The sequence below is a fragment of the Methylobacterium sp. CM6247 genome (assembly GCF_054817925.1).
Genome location: NZ_JBTXKX010000003.1, coordinates 1581812 through 1600497, shown reverse-complemented (window position 1 = coordinate 1600497; position 18686 = coordinate 1581812). Strand labels below are relative to the sequence as shown.

10 protein-coding genes are annotated in these 18686 nt (G+C 66.2%); 7 read left to right on the top strand and 3 right to left on the bottom strand.

Going from position 1 to position 18686, the window contains the following annotated elements; all coding sequences use genetic code 11:
- Positions 1-25: 25 nt before the first annotated feature.
- Together ACYQOP_RS08415 and ACYQOP_RS08410 are read right to left on the bottom strand one after the other, a co-directional pair.
- The gene (locus tag ACYQOP_RS08415) at positions 26-4684 is read right to left on the bottom strand and encodes a MupA/Atu3671 family FMN-dependent luciferase-like monooxygenase (RefSeq protein WP_461222070.1); all 4659 of its coding nucleotides are present in this window, start codon (positions 4682-4684) and stop codon (positions 26-28) included.
- Between the two features lie 271 nt (positions 4685-4955).
- Complete coding sequence (locus ACYQOP_RS08410) at positions 4956-6113, bottom strand: hypothetical protein (RefSeq protein WP_461222069.1); 1158 nt, start codon at positions 6111-6113, stop codon at positions 4956-4958.
- 499 nt (positions 6114-6612) lie between these two features.
- Here ACYQOP_RS08410 and ACYQOP_RS08405 point away from each other — a divergent pair, with 499 nt between their 5' ends.
- The 4 genes from ACYQOP_RS08405 (at position 6613) to ACYQOP_RS08390 (ending at position 11582) form a co-directional block, all read left to right on the top strand.
- Positions 6613-7410, top strand: a complete 798-nt coding sequence (locus tag ACYQOP_RS08405; RefSeq protein ID WP_461222068.1) for a LuxR C-terminal-related transcriptional regulator — start codon at positions 6613-6615, stop codon at positions 7408-7410.
- A 583-nt stretch (positions 7411-7993) separates the two neighbouring features.
- The gene (locus tag ACYQOP_RS08400) at positions 7994-9085 is read left to right on the top strand and encodes an NAD-dependent epimerase/dehydratase family protein (RefSeq protein WP_461222067.1); all 1092 of its coding nucleotides are present in this window, start codon (positions 7994-7996) and stop codon (positions 9083-9085) included.
- Positions 9086-9148: 63 nt separating this feature from the next.
- Positions 9149-10444, top strand: coding sequence for a glycosyltransferase family 4 protein (locus ACYQOP_RS08395; protein WP_461222066.1), 1296 nt, complete (start codon positions 9149-9151; stop codon positions 10442-10444).
- Positions 10425-11582: a DegT/DnrJ/EryC1/StrS family aminotransferase gene (locus tag ACYQOP_RS08390; protein ID WP_461222065.1), complete on the top strand. Its 1158-nt coding sequence runs from the start codon at positions 10425-10427 to the stop codon at positions 11580-11582. The genes ACYQOP_RS08395 and ACYQOP_RS08390 overlap by 20 nt, the downstream gene beginning before the upstream one ends.
- 291 nt (positions 11583-11873) lie before the next feature.
- Here the strand turns inward: ACYQOP_RS08390 and ACYQOP_RS08385 are convergent, their stop codons facing one another.
- A complete protein-coding gene (locus ACYQOP_RS08385; protein ID WP_461222064.1) occupies positions 11874-13265 on the bottom strand; it encodes a UDP-glucose dehydrogenase family protein in 1392 nt (463 codons plus the stop codon).
- 722 nt (positions 13266-13987) lie between these two features.
- Here ACYQOP_RS08385 and ACYQOP_RS08380 point away from each other — a divergent pair.
- The 3 genes from ACYQOP_RS08380 (at position 13988) to ACYQOP_RS08370 (ending at position 17922) form a co-directional block, all read left to right on the top strand.
- A complete protein-coding gene (locus tag ACYQOP_RS08380) occupies positions 13988-14974 on the top strand; it encodes an NAD-dependent epimerase/dehydratase family protein (protein ID WP_461222063.1) in 987 nt (328 codons plus the stop codon).
- A gap of 64 nt (positions 14975-15038) precedes the next feature.
- Entirely contained in the window at positions 15039-16214 is a 1176-nt protein-coding gene (locus ACYQOP_RS08375) for a glycosyltransferase (protein ID WP_461222062.1), read from the top strand.
- Between the two features lie 358 nt (positions 16215-16572).
- Positions 16573-17922: an O-antigen ligase family protein gene (locus ACYQOP_RS08370; RefSeq protein ID WP_461222061.1), complete on the top strand. Its 1350-nt coding sequence runs from the start codon at positions 16573-16575 to the stop codon at positions 17920-17922.
- Positions 17923-18686 lie beyond the last annotated feature (764 nt).

Here is an 18686-nt window from a genome sequence, read left to right as displayed (position 1 = left end):
CTCACGTTTCTCTACTGGCCGATGGCTACGCGACGGGCGCCGGCATCTCCTGGCGCCGTCTCAGCGCCTGCCGCGCCTTGGCCCGATCGTGTCCCCGGTCGGTTGCCGAGGGGCCGGTGGCGAATCCTCCGAGATGCAGCGAGAGGGTGCGGATCGTGGGGAAGCGGAACAGGTCGGTGATCGCGATTTCCCGGCGGAGCTCCTCGCCGAGACGGCGCTGGACCTGCACCACGAGGAGGGAGTGACCGCCGAGGTCGAAGAAGTTCTCGGTTGTGGCGACGACCGGCCGGCCGAGCGCTTCGCCCCAGATGCCGGCGATCAGCGCCTCCACTGAACTCATCGGCACTTCGGGCGGAGCAGCGGCCTCCGGTGCCTGATGCGGCGCGGGCAGCGCGCCTCGGTCGACCTTGCCGTTCAGGGTCATCGGGAGGGCGGGCAGAACGACGATCACGGCCGGGACCATGAAGGCTGGCAGCGTCGAGGCGACTGCCTCGCGCAGGGCCTCGGGCCGCAGGGTCGCGCCGTCCCTGGCGGTGACGTAGCCCACCAGGCGCTGGTCGCCGTCGCTATCCTCGCGCGCCACCACGACGGCGGCGGCGATGCCGGGCTGGCGCGCCAATGCGGTCTCGATCTCGCCGAGCTCGATACGGTGCCCCCGGACCTTGACCTGGTGATCGAGCCGCCCGAGGAAGATCAGCGCTCCCGAGGCGTCCCGGCGGACGAGGTCGCCCGTCCTGTAGAGCCGCCCCGGACCGAAGAGATTGGGAATGAACCGCTCGGCCGTCAGCTCGTCGCGGCCGAGATAGCCACGGGCGAGGCCCTCCCCGCCGATATGGAGCTCGCCCGCCACATAGGCCGGGCACGGGCGCCGGTGCGCGTCGAGCACGTGCAGCACCGTGTTGGCGATGGGTTCGCCGAGGGTCACGCCGCGTTCCACGCCGTCGATCTCGACCACGGCCGACCAGATCGTCGTCTCCGTCGGGCCGTACATGCCGAGGAATTTACCGGGCAGCAGGTCGCGCAGCCTTCCGGCGAGGTCCACGCTCAGGGCCTCGCCGCCCACCATCATGGTGCCGAGCTGCGCGAGGGCGCGCCGGCCCGCCGCATCGGCCACCAGCATCCGAGCCATGGAGGGGGTGCATTGGAAGTGGGTGACCCGGTGCCGGACGATCTCCTCGGGAACCGAGGCGGGCACCGTCGCGGTGAGGGTTCCGGCCAGAACCATCAGCCGTTTCAGGTGCTCGAGATGGTCGAGGGCGAGATCGGTCGGCACCCCGAAATCGATGAGGCAGGCGATCTCGTCGGTCCCGATGCGCCGCACCGCCTCGACCATGCCGAGGCAGGATTCCGGGGTGCCGAACAGGCCGCCGGTGCGGTGATAGCGCTCGAAGGCGTGGTCCAACAGCGCGTCGCGATCGGCGGGTGACAAATCCTCGGCGTCGAGGATCTCGGCCGGGGTGCGACCGTCGGAGGCCGCGCGCTGGACGAAGGTCGGGAAGGTCCAGGCGGCCTGCCTGACCAGATCCATCGCGCTGCCGAGGTAGCGCTTCATGGGCTCGCGGACGGTCTCGCGGACCGCGTCCTCGTCCTCGCCCACGAAGGTATGGAGCATGAGGGTCACGTGTCCCTCACCGGCATGCCCGGCCTCCCGCCAGGCCATGCGGTATTGCCGGATCTTGTCGGCCAGCTCCTCGAGAGTCTGGCCGAGGAGATGGGTGAGGACGCCGCATCCCAGCCGCCCGGCCTGGACGAAGGTGTCGGGGTTGCCGGCCGCCGTGAGCCACATCGGCAGTTCGGGCTGGATCGGGCGGGGCATCGTGCCGATCTCCACGACCTTGCCCAGCGGATTGGGAAACGGCAGGCGCTCGCCGCGCCAGAGGCGGCGGATGTCATCGATCTGCCCCGCCATTCTCTCCTTGCGCGCGGCGAAGCGCTCGGGCGCCAGGACGAAGTCGTTCGGCTGCCATCCCGACGCGAAGGCGATCCCTGCCCGGCCCTTCGACAGGTTGTCGATCATCGCCCAGTCTTCGGCGACGCGCAGGGGATGGTGGAGCGGCAGGACGCAGCTGCCCGCGCGGATCTTGACGCGCTCGGTGCAGGCGGCGAGGGCGGCGGCGCTGAGGGCGGCGTTGGGGTAAAGGCCGCCGAAGGCGTGGAAGTGCCGCTCCGGCGTCCACACCGCCTCGAAACCGTTGCGATCGGCGAAACGTGCGCCTTCGAGCAGCAGACGGTACTTGTCCTGCGGGTCCGCCGCGTCGTCGTTCGAGAAGTAGAACAGGCTGAAGCCGGGGCCGGAACTCCGCTCGGAGCGCTGGCCGTGCAGCACCACCGTAAAGCCGCGCGCCAGGGTCCAGAGGATTTCGAGCACCGAGATGTCGAAGGACAGGCTCGTCGCCGCGAGCCAGGTGCCGGGGGGGTCGTGCGGGATGCGGGCATCCATGCCGGCGCAGAAATTCATCAGGTTGCGATGGGTGATCGCCACACCCTTGGGCCGGCCGGTCGAACCCGAGGTGTAGATGACGTAGGCGAGATCCTGCCCGCCGGCGCGACCGGGGGGCGGCGCGGCTTCGCCGCTGGCCTCCGCGGTGTAGAGCACCTGCGCCGGAGCGAAGGCGAGGCGATCCTGGATGGGGTGGCTCGTCAGCAGGACCTCGGCGCCCGAATCTTCGAGCATGTAGGCGAGGCGCTCGCGCGGATAGTCGGCATCGAGGGGCAGGTAGGCCGCACCGGCCTTCAAGGTCGCGAGGACGGCGACGACGAGATCGGGCACCCGCTCGTGGCAGATGCCGACGATGGTCCCCGGCCCGATTCCGGCCGCGACGAGGCGGCCGGCGAGTTCCCCGGCGGCGCGGTCGAGCTCGCCATAGGTGAGGCGGGTTTTGCCCGCGACGACGGCGTCCCGCTCGGGCAGCTCGGCCGCCCTGGCGGCGATCTCGTCCTGGATCGTGCGATTGTGCGGGAAAGGCAGTGTGGTGGCGTTGAGCGCCGCCACGATGGCCGCCTCTTCCTCCGGCACGAGGGGGAGCGCGCCGAGGCGAATCTCGGGATCGGCCAGGAAGGCCTGGAGGAAGGCCGCGAACTGCCTCGCCATGGCTTGCGCCACCTCGACCTCGAAGGTCCGGCCGCAGACGAGGAGCTCCGCCCGGCTTTCGCCCTCGCTCAGAACCAGCAACAATTCGGAGCCGGAACGCGTCAGGAGACCCGGTTTCGCACCGCCATGGACCAGGCCTATCTTGCGCCATGCGACGGCCCTTTCGCGCATTTCGGGAGAGGCGGCGCGTTGCGGTAGATCGGCGGCCAGAATGCCCCTCGCGGCGAGGTCGGCGCGCTCGGCTGCGAACGCCGCCCGGAGCTCCGCAACCGAGCCGTCCCGGTCGACGGCCAGGGTCAGGGGACGGTCCGGCAGGAACCACGGCTCAAGCCCGGTCCCCGTTTCGTCCTGGGCCTTGGCGGCCTCGCTCAACGCCAGCGTGACGCGAGGTGTGTCGCAGACGAGGCCGATCCAGGCGAGGAAGGCCGCCGCCGCATCGTCCGGGCTCGCCGTGCGGGCCAGCGGGATCGCGATCCGGTGAGGGGCGGCATCGGAACCACCGCCCCCGCGACGGGGATAAGGCAAGGTCGGCGCGGCGACCGTCTCCAGGCGCTCGATCCAGAACGCTTCGTGGACGGCGGCGAGGCGTTGGGCGGACGCGAGCGCCTCGGCGCGCGCCTCCTCGATCTCCGGCAGGACCGTGCCGGGGCTGAACAGAATGTCGGCCGGCTCGCCGAGCAGAGTGGTGAGGCCGGAAAGGACGATCTCGCGATCAGCCGTCGCGACCGAAACGAGGTCGGGGCCCACCCGCATGATCGTACCGGGCCGGAGGTGAGCGGAGGCGGGACCGATCTCCGCGCCCCGGACCAGGACCAGATCCTGCCCGGTGAAAATCTTCGGGCGCGCCAGCGGATTGTGCACCGGGCCGAAATCTAGGGCGCGGACGAGGGCGGCGATCCGGGCGGCGGGCTGGCGGAAATCCAGGGTCGCGGCGCGATCCGGGCGCTTGAGCCGGCCATGATAGAGGCGCTCGCCCCGCTGCGGCCTCGCTTCCACGCGGCCCGAGACGAGCCCGTCGAGGAGGGTGGCGAAACTGGAGGCTCCGGCCTCGTAGCAGCGGCCGTTGAGGCTGAAGACGGTGTCACCGGGCAGGATGTCGAAATGCTCCTGCGCCAGGATGGCGCCGGTATCGATGGTCTCGTCGATCTGATGCCAGGTGACGCCATGCGAGGTCTCCCCGGCGAGGATCGCCCAGGTCGTGGCATGGAGGCCGGCATGTCTCGGCAGGGGGCCATCGTGAAAGTTGATCGCCCGGCGCCGGACGCGGGCGAGCACGGCCGATGGGATCACGTCGAGATTGCCGACGCTGAACAGGAAATCCACCGGAGGATCGCGATGGCCGGCGGCCAGGAACGCATCCTTGTCGATGATCGCGATCCCGGCGCGGCGCGCCCATTCGGCGGCGCGCCGATCCCGCGTGATCACGGCGGAGATCGCATGCCCGGCGGCCAGGAAGAGCTCCGCGCATCGGATCAGCAAGGTTCCGTCGCCGATGAAGTAGGCGGTGGACCGCCCATCGTCGTCGGCCTGACGGATATCCGTTTCGTCCTGGGAACGGTTCTCGATGAATTCCATCTCGACAGGCTCCGGCATCGCTGCGCGTCACAGAGATCGATGTTTGGCGATGACGCATCCAAGGCTTCGCATTCACCGCGCAAAGACGGCGATGCATCGCGCCGTCATTCGAAAAAATCACGAATACATCGACACAACCAAACTATAAATGCATCATCGCGGAATATAACCGACACAAATTTGACGTTAAATCACTTGGATAACGATTTTTCACTCAGCGCGACTTAGAGAATGACTTTAATCCAAGCTCGGCAAGGAGAATGCGGCGCGAATGCGCCCAGGAGAAGCGCTACTTGGGATTACTTAGCTTTTTCTCCGCGGATACTCCCTCGCCACGGGCGGGTTTCTGTTGCGGCGCGGCCCGGACCGGTGACGGACGCAAGAGGGCGGAGACCGGCACACGCTGTGGCGCGCCGTCCGGTCCCGGACCGGCCTCACCGTCGTCGAGGCCCCCTTTCGCCACGGGCTGAGCGCCGGAGGAGGCCGGCATCGACGCCGCGTCGCTCGCCTGAGGCCGCCCACGGTTCGGGCGCGGGGGCGCGCGGCGAACGGCGGAGGCCGTTGGTTGTGGCTGGGCCTTCAGAGGCCCGAGGCCACGGGAATGGGCGACTGCGTCGAGGGAAGCGAAGGTGGCGCTGCCATGCGTCAACCATCCCGGGCGCGGATCGGTGACGGGCGGGACCGCCAGCGGCGCGGCCTCCGCTGACCTGTCCATGGCGACCGGCAGCGCAGCAGACCGGACATCGCTTTTCGCGTCGTCATCGATCGAGGCCAATTCCGTCCGTACCGGCGCATCGCCGTCGCGGGCGCCCCCGGCATTCGCCAGAACCGCTTCGGCCGCCCGGCGCGCCTCATCCGCCGCGGCCTGCGCGCGCATCGCGGCATCGGTGCGCGCCAGGAGATCCGCGGCTTCGGACCGGAGGGTCGAGGCTTCCCGACGGCTCGCCTCGAACTGCTCCTCGAGGCGATGGAGCGCCTGTTCGCGGTCGTCCGCGCGGGCGGCCTGTGCCTGCCGCTCGGATTGCGCCCGCTTCAGATCGGCTTCGACGGTCTCCAATGCCCGGCTTCCCTCATCGAGCTGCCGGCTCAGGAGGGAGCGCGAGATCTCGGCCGCGTCCTTCTCGGAGCGGAGTTCCAGGGCGAGCGTCGCGATCCGGTCTTCGGCCTGCTGCAACGCGACGCGATGTCCGTCGTCGCTCTGGCGCGCCTCGCGCGCACCGACCGACCGGGTCGTCTCGACGACGAGACCGAAGACCAGCGCGGAAAGGATCGATGTCGTCGCCAGCAGCCATGTGAGACTGCCGGGAATACGGGGGCCCGGCCGGTGCGGGCCAATGAGCTCGGCATGGTCGAGCCTGAACGACTCGGCCCAGCTTCCTGCCCCGCCGGACCCTGATTCTACGCCGGCCGACGAGGATGCCGAACCAGCCTGCGCCGCATCGGCCAAGCACCGCCCACCGGCACCCTGCGCGCCTTGAGAGCCGGCAAAGCTGTTTTGCTTGTCTAACCACCTGCCCAGCATAGCGAATCCTACATCACCGCAACTGAATGCCGGTGATTGTACCTCGCGCTGCCAGACAACGGAGATCGAAAGAGACCTACTCCGAACGGTCGATCTGGGACGAGGAGCGAGTCTGAACGAACACGAGGGAATCTATACAATCGATGACTTCGAGATATGCCAGGAATCCGCGGGCACACTCCCCAATGTTCGCTCGTAGAACCATCCGCAATTAACATCCGTATAGAGCTTTCGGATGGCAGATCACAGTCGGGCGCGGCTATCGATCAAATGGGATGACCAAAAAAGGATTATTTAATCGTTTTTTCATTGACGGTCAGATTGTTCCGATCCATACCAGACTCTCACTTTAATGTATCGATTTGTACATTACTTGTAAGTGGAGCGGTCGACTTTATCAGTACGAATTGGTGGGGGGCTGACGATGATTCACGTTTCCGGAACTACCTTTCCACGACCCAATTTTGCATCTACGGCGCGACCCGCAACCGTGATCAGCGGGGGAACGGCGCTCTACAGAGAAGGGTTACGATACATATTGCTGAAGAGCGGGTTCGACGTGATCTCCATGGTCGGAAATCTCGACCAGGCTCAGGATTTACCCGAATCTTCCGACTCGAACCTTATTGTCATCATGAGTATTCCCTCGACGGCGAACGCCCCGACCGAGGAAATCTTGAACGCTCGTCTTCGTTTTCCCAACAGTTTCATCATCTGCATTTGCGCGACCTGCGAGGCCGAGCATGTAGCGCCCATGCTGGAATGCGGTGCGGCGGCTATTCTTTTGTACAGTGCCTGTTCTGATACTTTGGTGCAGGCCCTGGAACTGATCCTGCTCGACCACTGCGTGGTGCCCCATCTGTGCATTGGGGCTGAGGCCGACCCCCTCCCCGGTGAGGAGGAAAGCGGGGAACCGGAGACCGACGAGCCGTTCCCCTCTCAGGATCAGACACTTCATCTGTCAGACCGGGAACTCAGTATCATCGCCTGCTTGATCAAGGGCGATTCAAACCGCGCCATCGCCGAGCGCCTGTCCATCGCCGAAGGACGGGTGAAGGGTAATGTGAAGGCGATCCTCCGAAAGATTAACGTACGGAACAGGACACAAGCGGCCCTCTGGGGTATCAAATATTGTAACTCGGGCGACCGAGCGAGCTTCGCCAAGCATCATCCCGGCGCGGCATCGCTCAACGACACGCTCGAAGGGATGGCGGCCGTATAGAGGCGCCGCCATCCGGGCGGATCCATCCCGTTCGACGGGGTGGATCTCGCAAGACATGACCCGCGCCGAGCAGAGGCGCGGATTCGGACGAGACTGATCCCATCTCTCGTCTCAGATCTATCGTCCTACATCTCTCTTCGGACCCGTGCCGTCTTACGCGGTCCCCGGGCCAATCATACTTGGCCCGGTGCCTTTCGACGCCTTCGGCGTCCGGCTTGACGCTCCTCCCGCTCGACACCACCGCCACGCTCTCACGCCTGGGAAACCCCGCCTCCCGCGAGGTCGGCTCCCCGTGAACGGCCATGCGCTCGCCGAAATCGTCGAAGGACGGCCCGTGCGCTGACGCGCGTCGATACCGAGCGCGAGCGCTCCTTGTTCAGTCGATCGTCGCCGACGAGACGCGCCACATAGGAAACACCCCCGGCTAATCCATTCGCGCCGCGGCATCTTGATTTCGTATTACTGAACTGCACCCCGAACCATCGCTGCTAGTCCCATTGTTCTTTTGCCTTACGAAATTCATCACATTAAATTGAACATCAAGACTGAAGCATTGTTCTCAAGACTGCGATGGATGACAATCATGAACGCGAAAGTTGCTGTCACGGGAGCCGGCGGTTACATTGGCTCCGTCATGGTCGGAGAATTACTTCGGAACGGGTACAGGGTCAGAGCCATAGATGCCTTTTATTTCGGAGACCTTGCTCTCTCGAAATATGATGGCCACCCCAAGCTTGAGATCGTCAAGCAGGACATCAGACTCATCGACCATCATGCCTATGACGATTGCGATTATGCCATCGATCTGGCCGCTTTATCGAACGATCCGTCCGGCGATCTCGACCCGGAGCTGACACGGTCGATCAACGAGAAGGGCCGGATACGGGCCGCCATGGCGGCCAAGCGCGCCGGCGTCCGCCGCTACCTCTTCGCCAGTTCCTGCGCGGTCTACGGCGCCGGCCAGGACATGTTCCTCACCGAGGACGCGGTTCTGCGGCCCCTCACCATCTACGCGCAGACCTGCGCCAGGGCCGAAGAGGCGGTGCTCGCCCTGAATACCGGCCATTTCGCCGCCACCGCGCTCAGGAACGCCACCGTGTTCGGCCTGTCGCCGCGCATGCGTTTCGACCTCGTCGTCAACCAGATGACCTTCGACGCCCTGGATCGCGGCCGCATCACGGTGGGGGGCGACGGATCGCAATGGCGTCCGGTGGTCCATGTGCGGGATGTGGCCGCCGCCTTCCTCAGCGCCCTGCGCGCCCCGTCCGGCGTCGTCGCCGGTGCGGCCTTCAACATCGGCTGGGACAACCGCCAGATCGTCGACATCGCGCTCGCGGTGAAGAACACCGTCACCAAGGCGAGCGAGATCGAGTTCATGCCCTGCGGGCTCGACCGGCGCGATTACCATGTGAGCTTCGCCAAGGCGCGGGAAAGTTTCGGCTTCGGGGCGAGACACCGGATCGAGGATGCCGTCATCGAGATCCAGAACGCCATCGACGCCAAGCTCCTGCGCAACACCGCCGTCTGCAACACGGTCAAGTGGTACAAGATGCTGCTCGCCGACCCGCTCCAGCGGCTGAGCCTGCCGATCCCGGCCGAAGAGGCCATCGCCGCGACCCCGGGCGTGTTTCCCCGCCCGGCCTTCGAGGCCGGCGCCGAGGCGGCGCGCGCCTGAGACGAAACGGGTCCGCGTCCGCCCGGACCCGCATCTCCGACCGGCCGGCCCGAGAGGACATCCATGCGAGCCTATGACGTGCCTCCCTCGTCCACGGTCCGACGGCCGGATGGTGGCTCCCCCTTGTCCGTCCGCCACGTCATCATCGAGAACAAGGAGGGATATCCCTCCTTCGCCAACGGTATTCACCAGAATACGCGCTCCCTCGTCACGGAGCAGACCGTGTCGGGCGAGGCATCCCGCATCCTGTTCCTGTCGCGCGATCCCAACGGGATGACGGTGCCGGCGGGCATCCGGATGGATCATGTCCCGCTGGACGGGCTCAGGATCCTCGGCCGCACGGTCAGCCTGTCGCGCCGCTCCCGCGAGGCCTTCCTCGACGGGGCCGACACGCGGACGATCTTCCACTTCCACGGCGCGCGCCAGCCGCTCCTGGTCTCGCTGACGCGGATGCTGCGCCGTCGCGGCATCCCCTACGTCATCAGCCTCCATGCCTGCTTCTCGCATTTCTACGACCGGGCCGGCCGGCTGGTGAAACCCTCGACCGCCCTCTACGTCCGGCTGCTGGAGCGGCGGGTTCTGGAGGGCGCGCGCTTCGTCCACGTCATCACCGCCCTGGAACAGGCCGAACTCCGCCGCCTGGCGCCCAAGGCCCGGTCGGTCCTCGTGCCCCACGGGGTCTATTCGAGCGCGCTCGGCGGACGTCCGGGATTCGTCGACAGGTCCGGCCCTGCCGGCGGGTTATCAGGCCCTGCCGGCGGCTTGCCCGTCTTCGGCTTCTGCGGCCGGCTGGCGGTGTTCCACAAGGGGCTCGACCTGCTGATCGAAGGGTTCGCCCTCTACCGGCGGCAGGGCGGCAGCGGCCGCCTCGTCGTCATGGGCCCCGGCGACGAGCGAGACGAGCTGATGGCGACGACCCGCCGCCTCGGCATCGAATCCGCCGTGACCTTCGAGGGGCCGCGCTACGGGGCCGAGCGGGACGACATCGTCCGGTCTTGGGACTTCTTCGCCTTTCCCTCGCGCCTCGACCGCTGGCCGACGGCGGCCCTCGAAGCCCAGATTCTCGGCGTGCCGCTCCTCATCACCGCCGAGGCGGGGATGACCGAGGCGATGACGCGGCACGGCGCCGGCCTCCTCATCGAGGATCTGACGGCCGAGGCCGTGGCCCGGTCGCTCGCCCGGGCCGCTTCCCTCGATTCCGCGGAATGGCGGGCGATGTCGCGCGGCGCCCACCGGATGGGATGCTCGGCCGACTGGACCGTGGTCGCGGCGCGCCTGCACGCCCTCTACCGAACCACACCGGCATCGCCGGCTCTCAGCGAAGACATGGAGGCAACCGATGGCAGTCCCGTTCTATAGGCATGCGCTCTCGCCCGACTACGCCGTGCGGGTGGCCTCGGTCCTCGGCAGCGCGTTCCTGACGACCGGCCCCGAGGGCGCGCGCGTCGAGGACCTGCTGCGGGACTTCTTCGCGGTGCCGCATGCCAAGCTCACCTCGAGCTGGACGCAAGGGGCGGTGGCGACCCTCCTCGCCATGGGGATCGGCCCCGGCGACGAGGTCATCGTACCGGCCATGACCTTCGCGGCGACGGCCAACGTGGTGCGCCTCGTGGGCGCGACGCCGGTCTTCGTCGACAGCGACCCGAACACGCTCTTGATCGACCTGGGTCTCGCGGCGGCGGCCGTGACGGAGCGGACGCGGGCCATCATCCCCGTCCATCTCTACGGCCAGATGGTGGACATCCCGGCTCTGCGGGCGGCGATCCCCTCCTCGATCCGGATCATCGAGGACGCGGCCCATTGCTTCGAGGGCAGCCGCAACGGGCGCCGGCCGGGGCAGGACGGCGACGCGGCGATCTTCTCCTTCTACGCCACGAAGAACGTGACCTGCGGCGAGGGCGGCGCCGTCGTCACCGGCGATCCGGTCCTCGCCCGGACCCTGGTCCAGACGGTGCTGCACGGGATGTCCGCCGGCGCGGCCCAGCGCTTCCAGGGCGGGACCTACAACCATTGGGACATCGACCGCCTCGGCACCAAGGCCAACCTGCCGGACCTGCTGGCGGTCCTGCTCGCGCCGCAGATCGAGCAGATCGAGGTTCAGTGCGCCCGGCGCGAGGCGTTGAGCCGACGCTACGAGAGCGCGCTCGCCGGCACCCCGTTCACCTGGCCGGCCATGGAGCCGGGCGTGGTCTCGGCCCGGCACCTGTTCCCGATCCACGTGCCCGACGGGCGCCGCGACGACATGCTCCGGGCGCTGGGCGAGGCCCGCATCGGCACGACGGTGAATTACCGCAGCGTGCCCACGCTGACCCTCTACCGCGACGTGCCGGAAGCATCGTCCCTGCCCGTGGCGCAGGAATGGGGCGAGGGCACGCTCTCGCTGCCGCTCTTCCCGGATCTCCGCATCGACGAGCAGGACGAGGTGATCGAGACCGTGCTGGCCCAGGCCTCCGCGTTCTGGCCGAAGCCCGCCCTGAGGACCGCGACCGGACGGTGAGCGCGTTCCCACCGAAACCTGTTCTTCCGTCTTTCCAACCTATTACCTCACCCTGAGGCGCCGCGAAGCGGCCTCGAAGGAGGGCTCCAGTCCTCGCTCAGCGAACTGGAGGGCTCCTTCGAGGCCCTTTGCTTGCGCAAAGCGCGCCTCAGGATGAGGTGAGAGGGCGGGAAGATCCGTCGTCTTGCAACGATACAGACTTCCCCAAGTAAACTCCTCAAGTAGAACCGACACACGAAAGCCGCCCCGCAGTCGCGGGGCGGCTTTCGCTCGGTCGGTGCCTTCGGGGGATTACCCAGCGGCGATGGCGAGCTCCGGCAGCACCGCTCCCTGCGGCTGCGTCAGGTCGATCCGTGGCGCCGGGCGCTCCGCCGTGACGCTGCGCCGGCCGATTCCCACATGGCGGAAACCGGCCTCCGTCGCCTCCGCCACCGGGATGATGTTGCGGTAATCGACGAGGACCGACCCCGCCATGCGCGAGCGGAGCCGGGCGAGGTCGAGGGTGCGGAACACGCTCCATTCCGTCACGATCGCCACGGCATGGGCGCCGGCCACGCAGGAATAGGGGTCGGTGGCGTAGGCGATGTCGGGCATGAGCGCCCTCGCCTGGTCCATCCCCTGGGGGTCATAGGCCCGCACCTCGGCGCCTTCGTCCTGGAGGGCGGTGATGATCGAGGTAGCCGGCGCCTCGCGGGTGTCGTCGGTATTCGCCTTGAAGGTGAGGCCGAGCACCGCGATGGTCAGCCCCCTGACGGAGCCGCCGCAGGCCTTGATCAGCCGCCGCGCCATCAATCGCTTGCGTTGCTCGTTGGCGGCCGCCACCGTCTCGATGATCCGGGAGGGGACGCCGTAATCCTGCGCCGACTTGATCAGCGCCTGGATGTCCTTGGGAAAGCACGAGCCGCCGAAGCCCGGCCCCGGCTGGAGGAACTGCGCGCCGATCCGCCGGTCGAGGCCGATGCCGTAGGAGACCCCTTCCACATCGGCATCCGCCCGCTCGCACAGATCGGCCATTTCGTTGACGAAGCCGATCTTCATGGCGAGGAAGGCGTTGGCCGCGTATTTCACCAGCTCGGCGGTGCGCCGGGTGGTGAAGAACAGCGGCACCGCGGCCTCCGCCAGGGGCCGGTAGAGGTTGGTCATGATCGCCCGCGCCCGCTCGTCCTGGGTGCCGATGACGATCCGGTCGGGATGCTGGAAATCCGCGATGGCCGCGCCTTCGCGCAGGAATTCGGGGTTCGAGACGACGGCGAAGGCTCCCTGGGGCTGGACGAGGCGCATGATGTGCTCGACCCGGTCCCCCGTGCCCACCGGGACGGTCGATTTCGTCACCACCACGGTATAACCCCGGATCGCTTGCGCGATGTCGCGGGCACAGGCGAAGACATGGGCGAGGTCGGCATGGCCGTCGCCGCGCCGGGCGGGCGTGCCGACGGCGATGAACACGACTTCCGCGTCGCCCACCGCCTCTGCGAGATCGGTGCCGAAGCTCAGGCGCCCGGCGGCGACGTTGTTGGCGACGAGCGCGTCGAGATGCGGCTCGTAGATCGGCATGCGACCCGCGCGCAGGGCGGCGATCCGCTGCGGATCCTTGTCGACGCAATGCACATGATGCCCGAATTCGGCAAAGCACGCCCCGGATACGAGACCGACATATCCGACGCCGATGACCGCCACCCGCATTCCAGCCTCCATGGATCATTCAGATGAGCAAAGGCGGTCACGGGTTTGGAACAGCAACCGCCGCAAGCGACAACCTTAAAATATCACCCTGACTTGGAGAACATCTCTTCCGAGTGGCCGGAAATTAGTCCGAAAGCTACAGGATCGGCGATATTGATTGATGGCGAACACGCGATCCGACATTTCGTCATCCCGATTCGGTGGCCCGACAGGGTCCGCGCGGGACGGAATTCAGGACCTCTTCGCGTTGTTGTTCCAAGGCACGACCTCATCCTGAGGTCAGAGATCCGAACTCGGGTTAATCTCATCCGATCTGCGGGAAAGTTCACATCGGTTTTGACACCCAGCCCGTCATTCCGGGGCGCCAAAGGCGAGCCCGGAATGACGGGCTGGTCTGCTCATGGTCTTGTCGAAACCCCCATTGACCAGAAATCGAAGCCCCGATCCTGAGGTGGTCGGATCGGATGAACTGCTCTGGCAGATGACCGACTTCGGCATGAGCATCCGCTAAGAAGTCCCATCAAGCAGGGCATCCGGAGGATGGCGGAGGCCGTGGGCTCACATTTGCCCGGCACCTCTGACCGCCAAGTCGCCACATCCGGCGCAAGGGTACTATACGCGACACCGTGAGCGCGTTCGATCTAACCCTCAAGGTTCCTACCAATACATTCGGCGATCATGCAGTTCTTCTGACGACACGCATTGAATAAGGGCTGTCTGTCATGAAAAAGATACTTGTGACCGGGGCCGGTGGTTTCATCGGACACCATCTCGTGAAAAGCCTCGTCAACAAGGGCTATTGGGTCCGCGGGGCCGACATCAAGCTCCCGCAATACGAAGCCTCGGCCGCGCACGACTTCATGCAGGTCGATCTTCGCATGCGGGACAATTGCGCCATCGCCGTCAAGGACATGGACGAGGTCTACCACCTCGCGGCCGACATGGGCGGCATCGGCTTCATCAGCGGCTCGCATGCGGAGATCACGCTCAACAACACCTTGATCAGCGCGCATATGATCGAGGCGGCGCGCTACAGCGGCCTGGAGAAGTTCCTCTTCTCCTCCTCGGCCTGCGTCTATCCCCAGCATCTCCAGCTCTCGCCCGACGTCACCCCGCTCTCCGAGGACGTCGCCTGGCCGGCCCAGCCCGAGGAAGGCTACGGGCTCGAGAAGATCTACATGGAGAAGATGTGCCAATACATGACCGAAGATTGGAAGATCCCGACCCGGTCCGTACGGTTCCACAACGTCTACGGTCCGCTCGGCACCTATGACGGCGGCCGGGAGAAGGCGCCCGCCGCGATCTCCCGCAAGGTGGTGCTCTGCCCCGATGGCGGTGAGATCGAGGTCTGGGGTGACGGCCTGCAGACCCGCTCCTTCATGTATATCGACGATTGCGTCGAGGGCCTGTACCGGCTGATGCATTCCGATTACTGCGCGCCGATCAATCTCGGCACCGACGAGATGATCAGCATCAACGACCTCGTCGATATCGCGGCGGAGATCGCGGGCAAGACGATCACCAAGCGCCACGACCTGACGAAGCCGCAGGGCGTGCGTGGGCGCAACAGCGACAACAGCCTGATCCGCAAGGTTCTCGATTGGGAGCCCAAGATCATGATCCGCGAGGGGCTCGTGCCGACCTACCGCTGGATCGAGGAAGAGATCGCGCAGTCTCAGCCGGTCCTGCATTCCGTGGCGGCCGAGTAACGCCGCGCCCGCGGCCGGATGAAGACTGACCAGCGGTCACAGCAACGATTGTGAGGCGATCGAGATGTCGAAACGCGTATTGATCGTCCACAACGAGTACCAGTTCCACGGGGGCGAGGATTCCGTCGTCGCCCAGGAGATCGGCGCCCTCGAACGGGCCGGCTGCGACGTCCGCCTCTTCACCTTGAGCAACAAGTCCATCGTCACGCCGGTCGACCGCCTGCGCGCGGCGTTCCAATCGGTGAATTCTCCGAAGAACATCGGCCTCGTCCTGAAGGAGATCGATCTCTTCCGGCCGGACGTGGTCCATGTCCACAATTACTTCCCGCTGATCTCGCCGATGGTGCATGTGGCCGTCCGCAAGACGGGAACGCCCACGATCCAGACGCTGCACAATTACCGGATCATGTGCGCCAACGCGATGCTGACGCGGAACGGCTCGCCCTGCGAGGTCTGCGTCGGCGGCTCCGCCTACAACGCGGTGCTGCACCGGTGCTACCGGGATTCCCGGCTCGGATCGCTCGCGGTGGCGCGGTCCATCCAGCATCACAGGCAGACCGGCACCTGGGCGAACCATGTCGACCGTTTCATCGCGCTGACCGAGTTCGAGCGCAGCCGGTTCATCGCGGCGGGCCTGCCCGGACACCGCATCGCCGTGAAGGCGAACGGGCTCGCCGATCCCGGCCCGGTCTCTGCAGACGCGCGGGAGGGATTACTGTTCGTGGGACGTCTCACCACCGAGAAGGGCGTCGAGACCCTCGATGCCGCGGCCAGGATCGCCGGCTGCAGGGTCACGGTCATCGGAACGGGGCCGCTGGCCGCGCAGGTCGCCGCCTCGCCCGATCTCGACGACCGGGGCCAGGTCACCCCCGCGCAGGTTCGCGCCGCGATGAGGGGGGCAAGGGCCCTGATCGTCCCCTCGCTCTGGTACGAGGGATTGCCGATGGTGGTGGTCGAAGCCTTCGCCATGGGCCTGCCGGTGATCGCGTCGCGGATCGGCTCGCTGGCCGAGATCGTCTCGGACGACCTGACCGGCCTGCACGCCGCCCCGGGCGACGCCGCCGATCTCGCCCGCGCCATGACGCGGATCCTCACCGATCGTGCCGCGTCCGAGCGCATGAGCCGGGCGGCACGGCTGAAATACGAAACCTGCTGGAGCGAAACCGTCACCACGAACCAGCTCCTGGGGATCTACGCCGAGGCGATGGACTCGCACCGGACGATGCCGATCGCGGTCTAGAGCGCTCTCCGACGAAGTGGATGCCGGTTCGGCGAAAAAGAGAGCGCGGCAAAACAAAGGCCTGGAGATGTGCCCCGACCCAACGTGGTCGGGGCTTAGCTCCGGGAGCCTGTTTGAACCGTTTTCCAAGGCTCGACCTCATCCTGAGGTGCCGCGTAGCGGCCTCGAAGGAGCCCTCCAGGGATCGCTTTGGTGGCTGGAGCGCTCCTTCGAGGCCCTTTGCTCAAGCAAAGGGCACATCAGGACGAGATGATCTGGTGGGACGATCGACCTTCGCAAGTGAACCGGCCGAAACATCCCATCGAACGCCCCTCAGAGTGCTCGCATAACTCCCGGCCCGTCGAATGAGGTCGCCCGCGTGATCCAGTCCCCTCTCGACACCGCCCTCCCCCTCGGCCGGTCCGCCGACGACTTCACCGAACGCTACTCCCGCGCCCTCGTCATCGTGCTCCTGGGCTACGCGGTGCTGGGGAAGACCTTCGCCTATCTGGGAATCCCGCCGCTCTTCGTCGGCGAGATGGCCCTGGCCGGGGGGCTCATCGCGCTGCTGCGGTCCGGATGCTGGCTCGCCATCCTGGCGACGCCGGCGAGCCGGATGCTCATCGTCCTGATGGGCTGGGTCCTTTACCGGACCGTGCCGTATCTGGGCCCCTACGGGATGGACGCCCCCCGAGACAGCGTGCTGGCCCTCTACGGCCTGTTCGCCCTGATCGTCGTCGCCCTGCTGCTGGAGGAACCCGGCCGGTTCGGGCGGGCCATGGACGCCTATGGCCGGTTCGCGCGGTTCTATGCCCTGGCCGGCGGCATCGTGTACGGCCTGAGTTCGGCGTTCCTGAAAATCCCCGGCACCGAGATCCAGATCCCCAGCGTCCGGGCCGGCGAGGCCGCCAGCCACCTCGCGGCCATCGCCGTCTTCGTCCTGCTGGGGCTCGGCCGCTTCTCGCGCCTCTGGATCGCCGTGCTGATGGCGAGCATGATCGTCGTCACCTCGAGCCGCGGCGCCATGCTGACCTGCCTCGCGCCGGTGGTGGTCGCGGCCATCGCCGGGCGGCGGCTGCGGCAGTTCATGCCCATCGTCCTGGTGTTTTTCGTCGCCGCGATCATCGCGACGCTGTTCGATCTCAGCGTCCAGCTTCCCGGCAACGAGCGGGCGACCGGACCCAAGCAGATCGTCGAGGGCCTGAAGAGCGTGGTCGGCGTCAGCGAGGCCTCGAATTTCGAGGCGACCAAGGAGTTCCGTCTGCGCTGGTGGGCGACGATCCAGGATTACACGTTGCGCGGGCCGTATTTCTGGACGGGCAAGGGCTTCGGCGTGAACATCGCCCTCGAGGACGGCTACAAGCAATGGGTGACGGCCGACGCGGTGCTGCGCAGCCCCCACAACGTCAACATGACCTATCTGGCGCGCTCGGGCGTCCCCGGCCTCGTGCTGTGGCTCGGCGTGCTGGCGACCTGGTTCACGATGCTGTTCCACAGCCTGCTCTGGGCCCGCCGGCGCGGGGAGGAGCACTGGGCCAAGCTGTTCATCTGGATCGGCTGCTACGGCCTCGGCATGTTCGTGGACGCGTGTTTCGACGTGGCGCTCGAAGGACCGATGCTGGGCATCTGGTTCTGGTGCGTCTTCGGCTTCGGCATCGGCGCCAGCATGATCTTCCGCTCCCCCCTCGGGCGCAGCTTTCGGCACGGCGAGGATCGCGCCGGTCCATGAAGGCCGGTCCATGAGGGCCAGTAACCTGCTCTAACCTTGAACAATCCCTGGTTCGGACCGGATCTAAGTAGTCATACCACGGTACGGCCTTTCGCAGGTCTCGACTGTTCCAGGCTTCGGAGGCCGGCATGACGGGGGCCGCTCCAAGACGTCGGTTTCGGCTTCCACGCCTACGTGCAAGAGCGTTTTACCACCCGAGGCTTGCTGAAATCGAGGCTTCAGCGAGCGCGGAATCATTGACCTACAGGCAGTCATACGCGCTCGACACGACAGATTTGAAGTGTTCATTTTTTCTTGTTGCACGCGATGTCCCCATGTTATTCAATCGTCATAGAATTCGACACTGAGGGAGGGGGCAACAACGATCCGCTGATATTTGTAACCTGAAATAATAACATTTGTTTCATCACGATCACCTGCTCAGCACGACGACCCGATTTTCGATCGACTGCTATGAGACTGCGTCTCGCCTTCGCAGCAGGACGACAGTGCGACGTTCATACGGCGGCATTTCATTCATGCCGGCAGAGCGATGGCCATGCCATCTATTTCCAAGTCTTCATTGGAGTTAGCCCGATGCCACTCAGTATCAATGCTTCTTCCGAACCTCCCCAATCCGATTTCCTTCCCAGCATGATCGTCGGACCGGATAGTCTGACCTCTGCGACCACGACCATACCCGCCATTGTCATTGGCCCGAGAGGGCTCGAACGGGACGGTCTCGTTGGAATATTGAACCAGAACGGATATTCAGTCCTCGATTC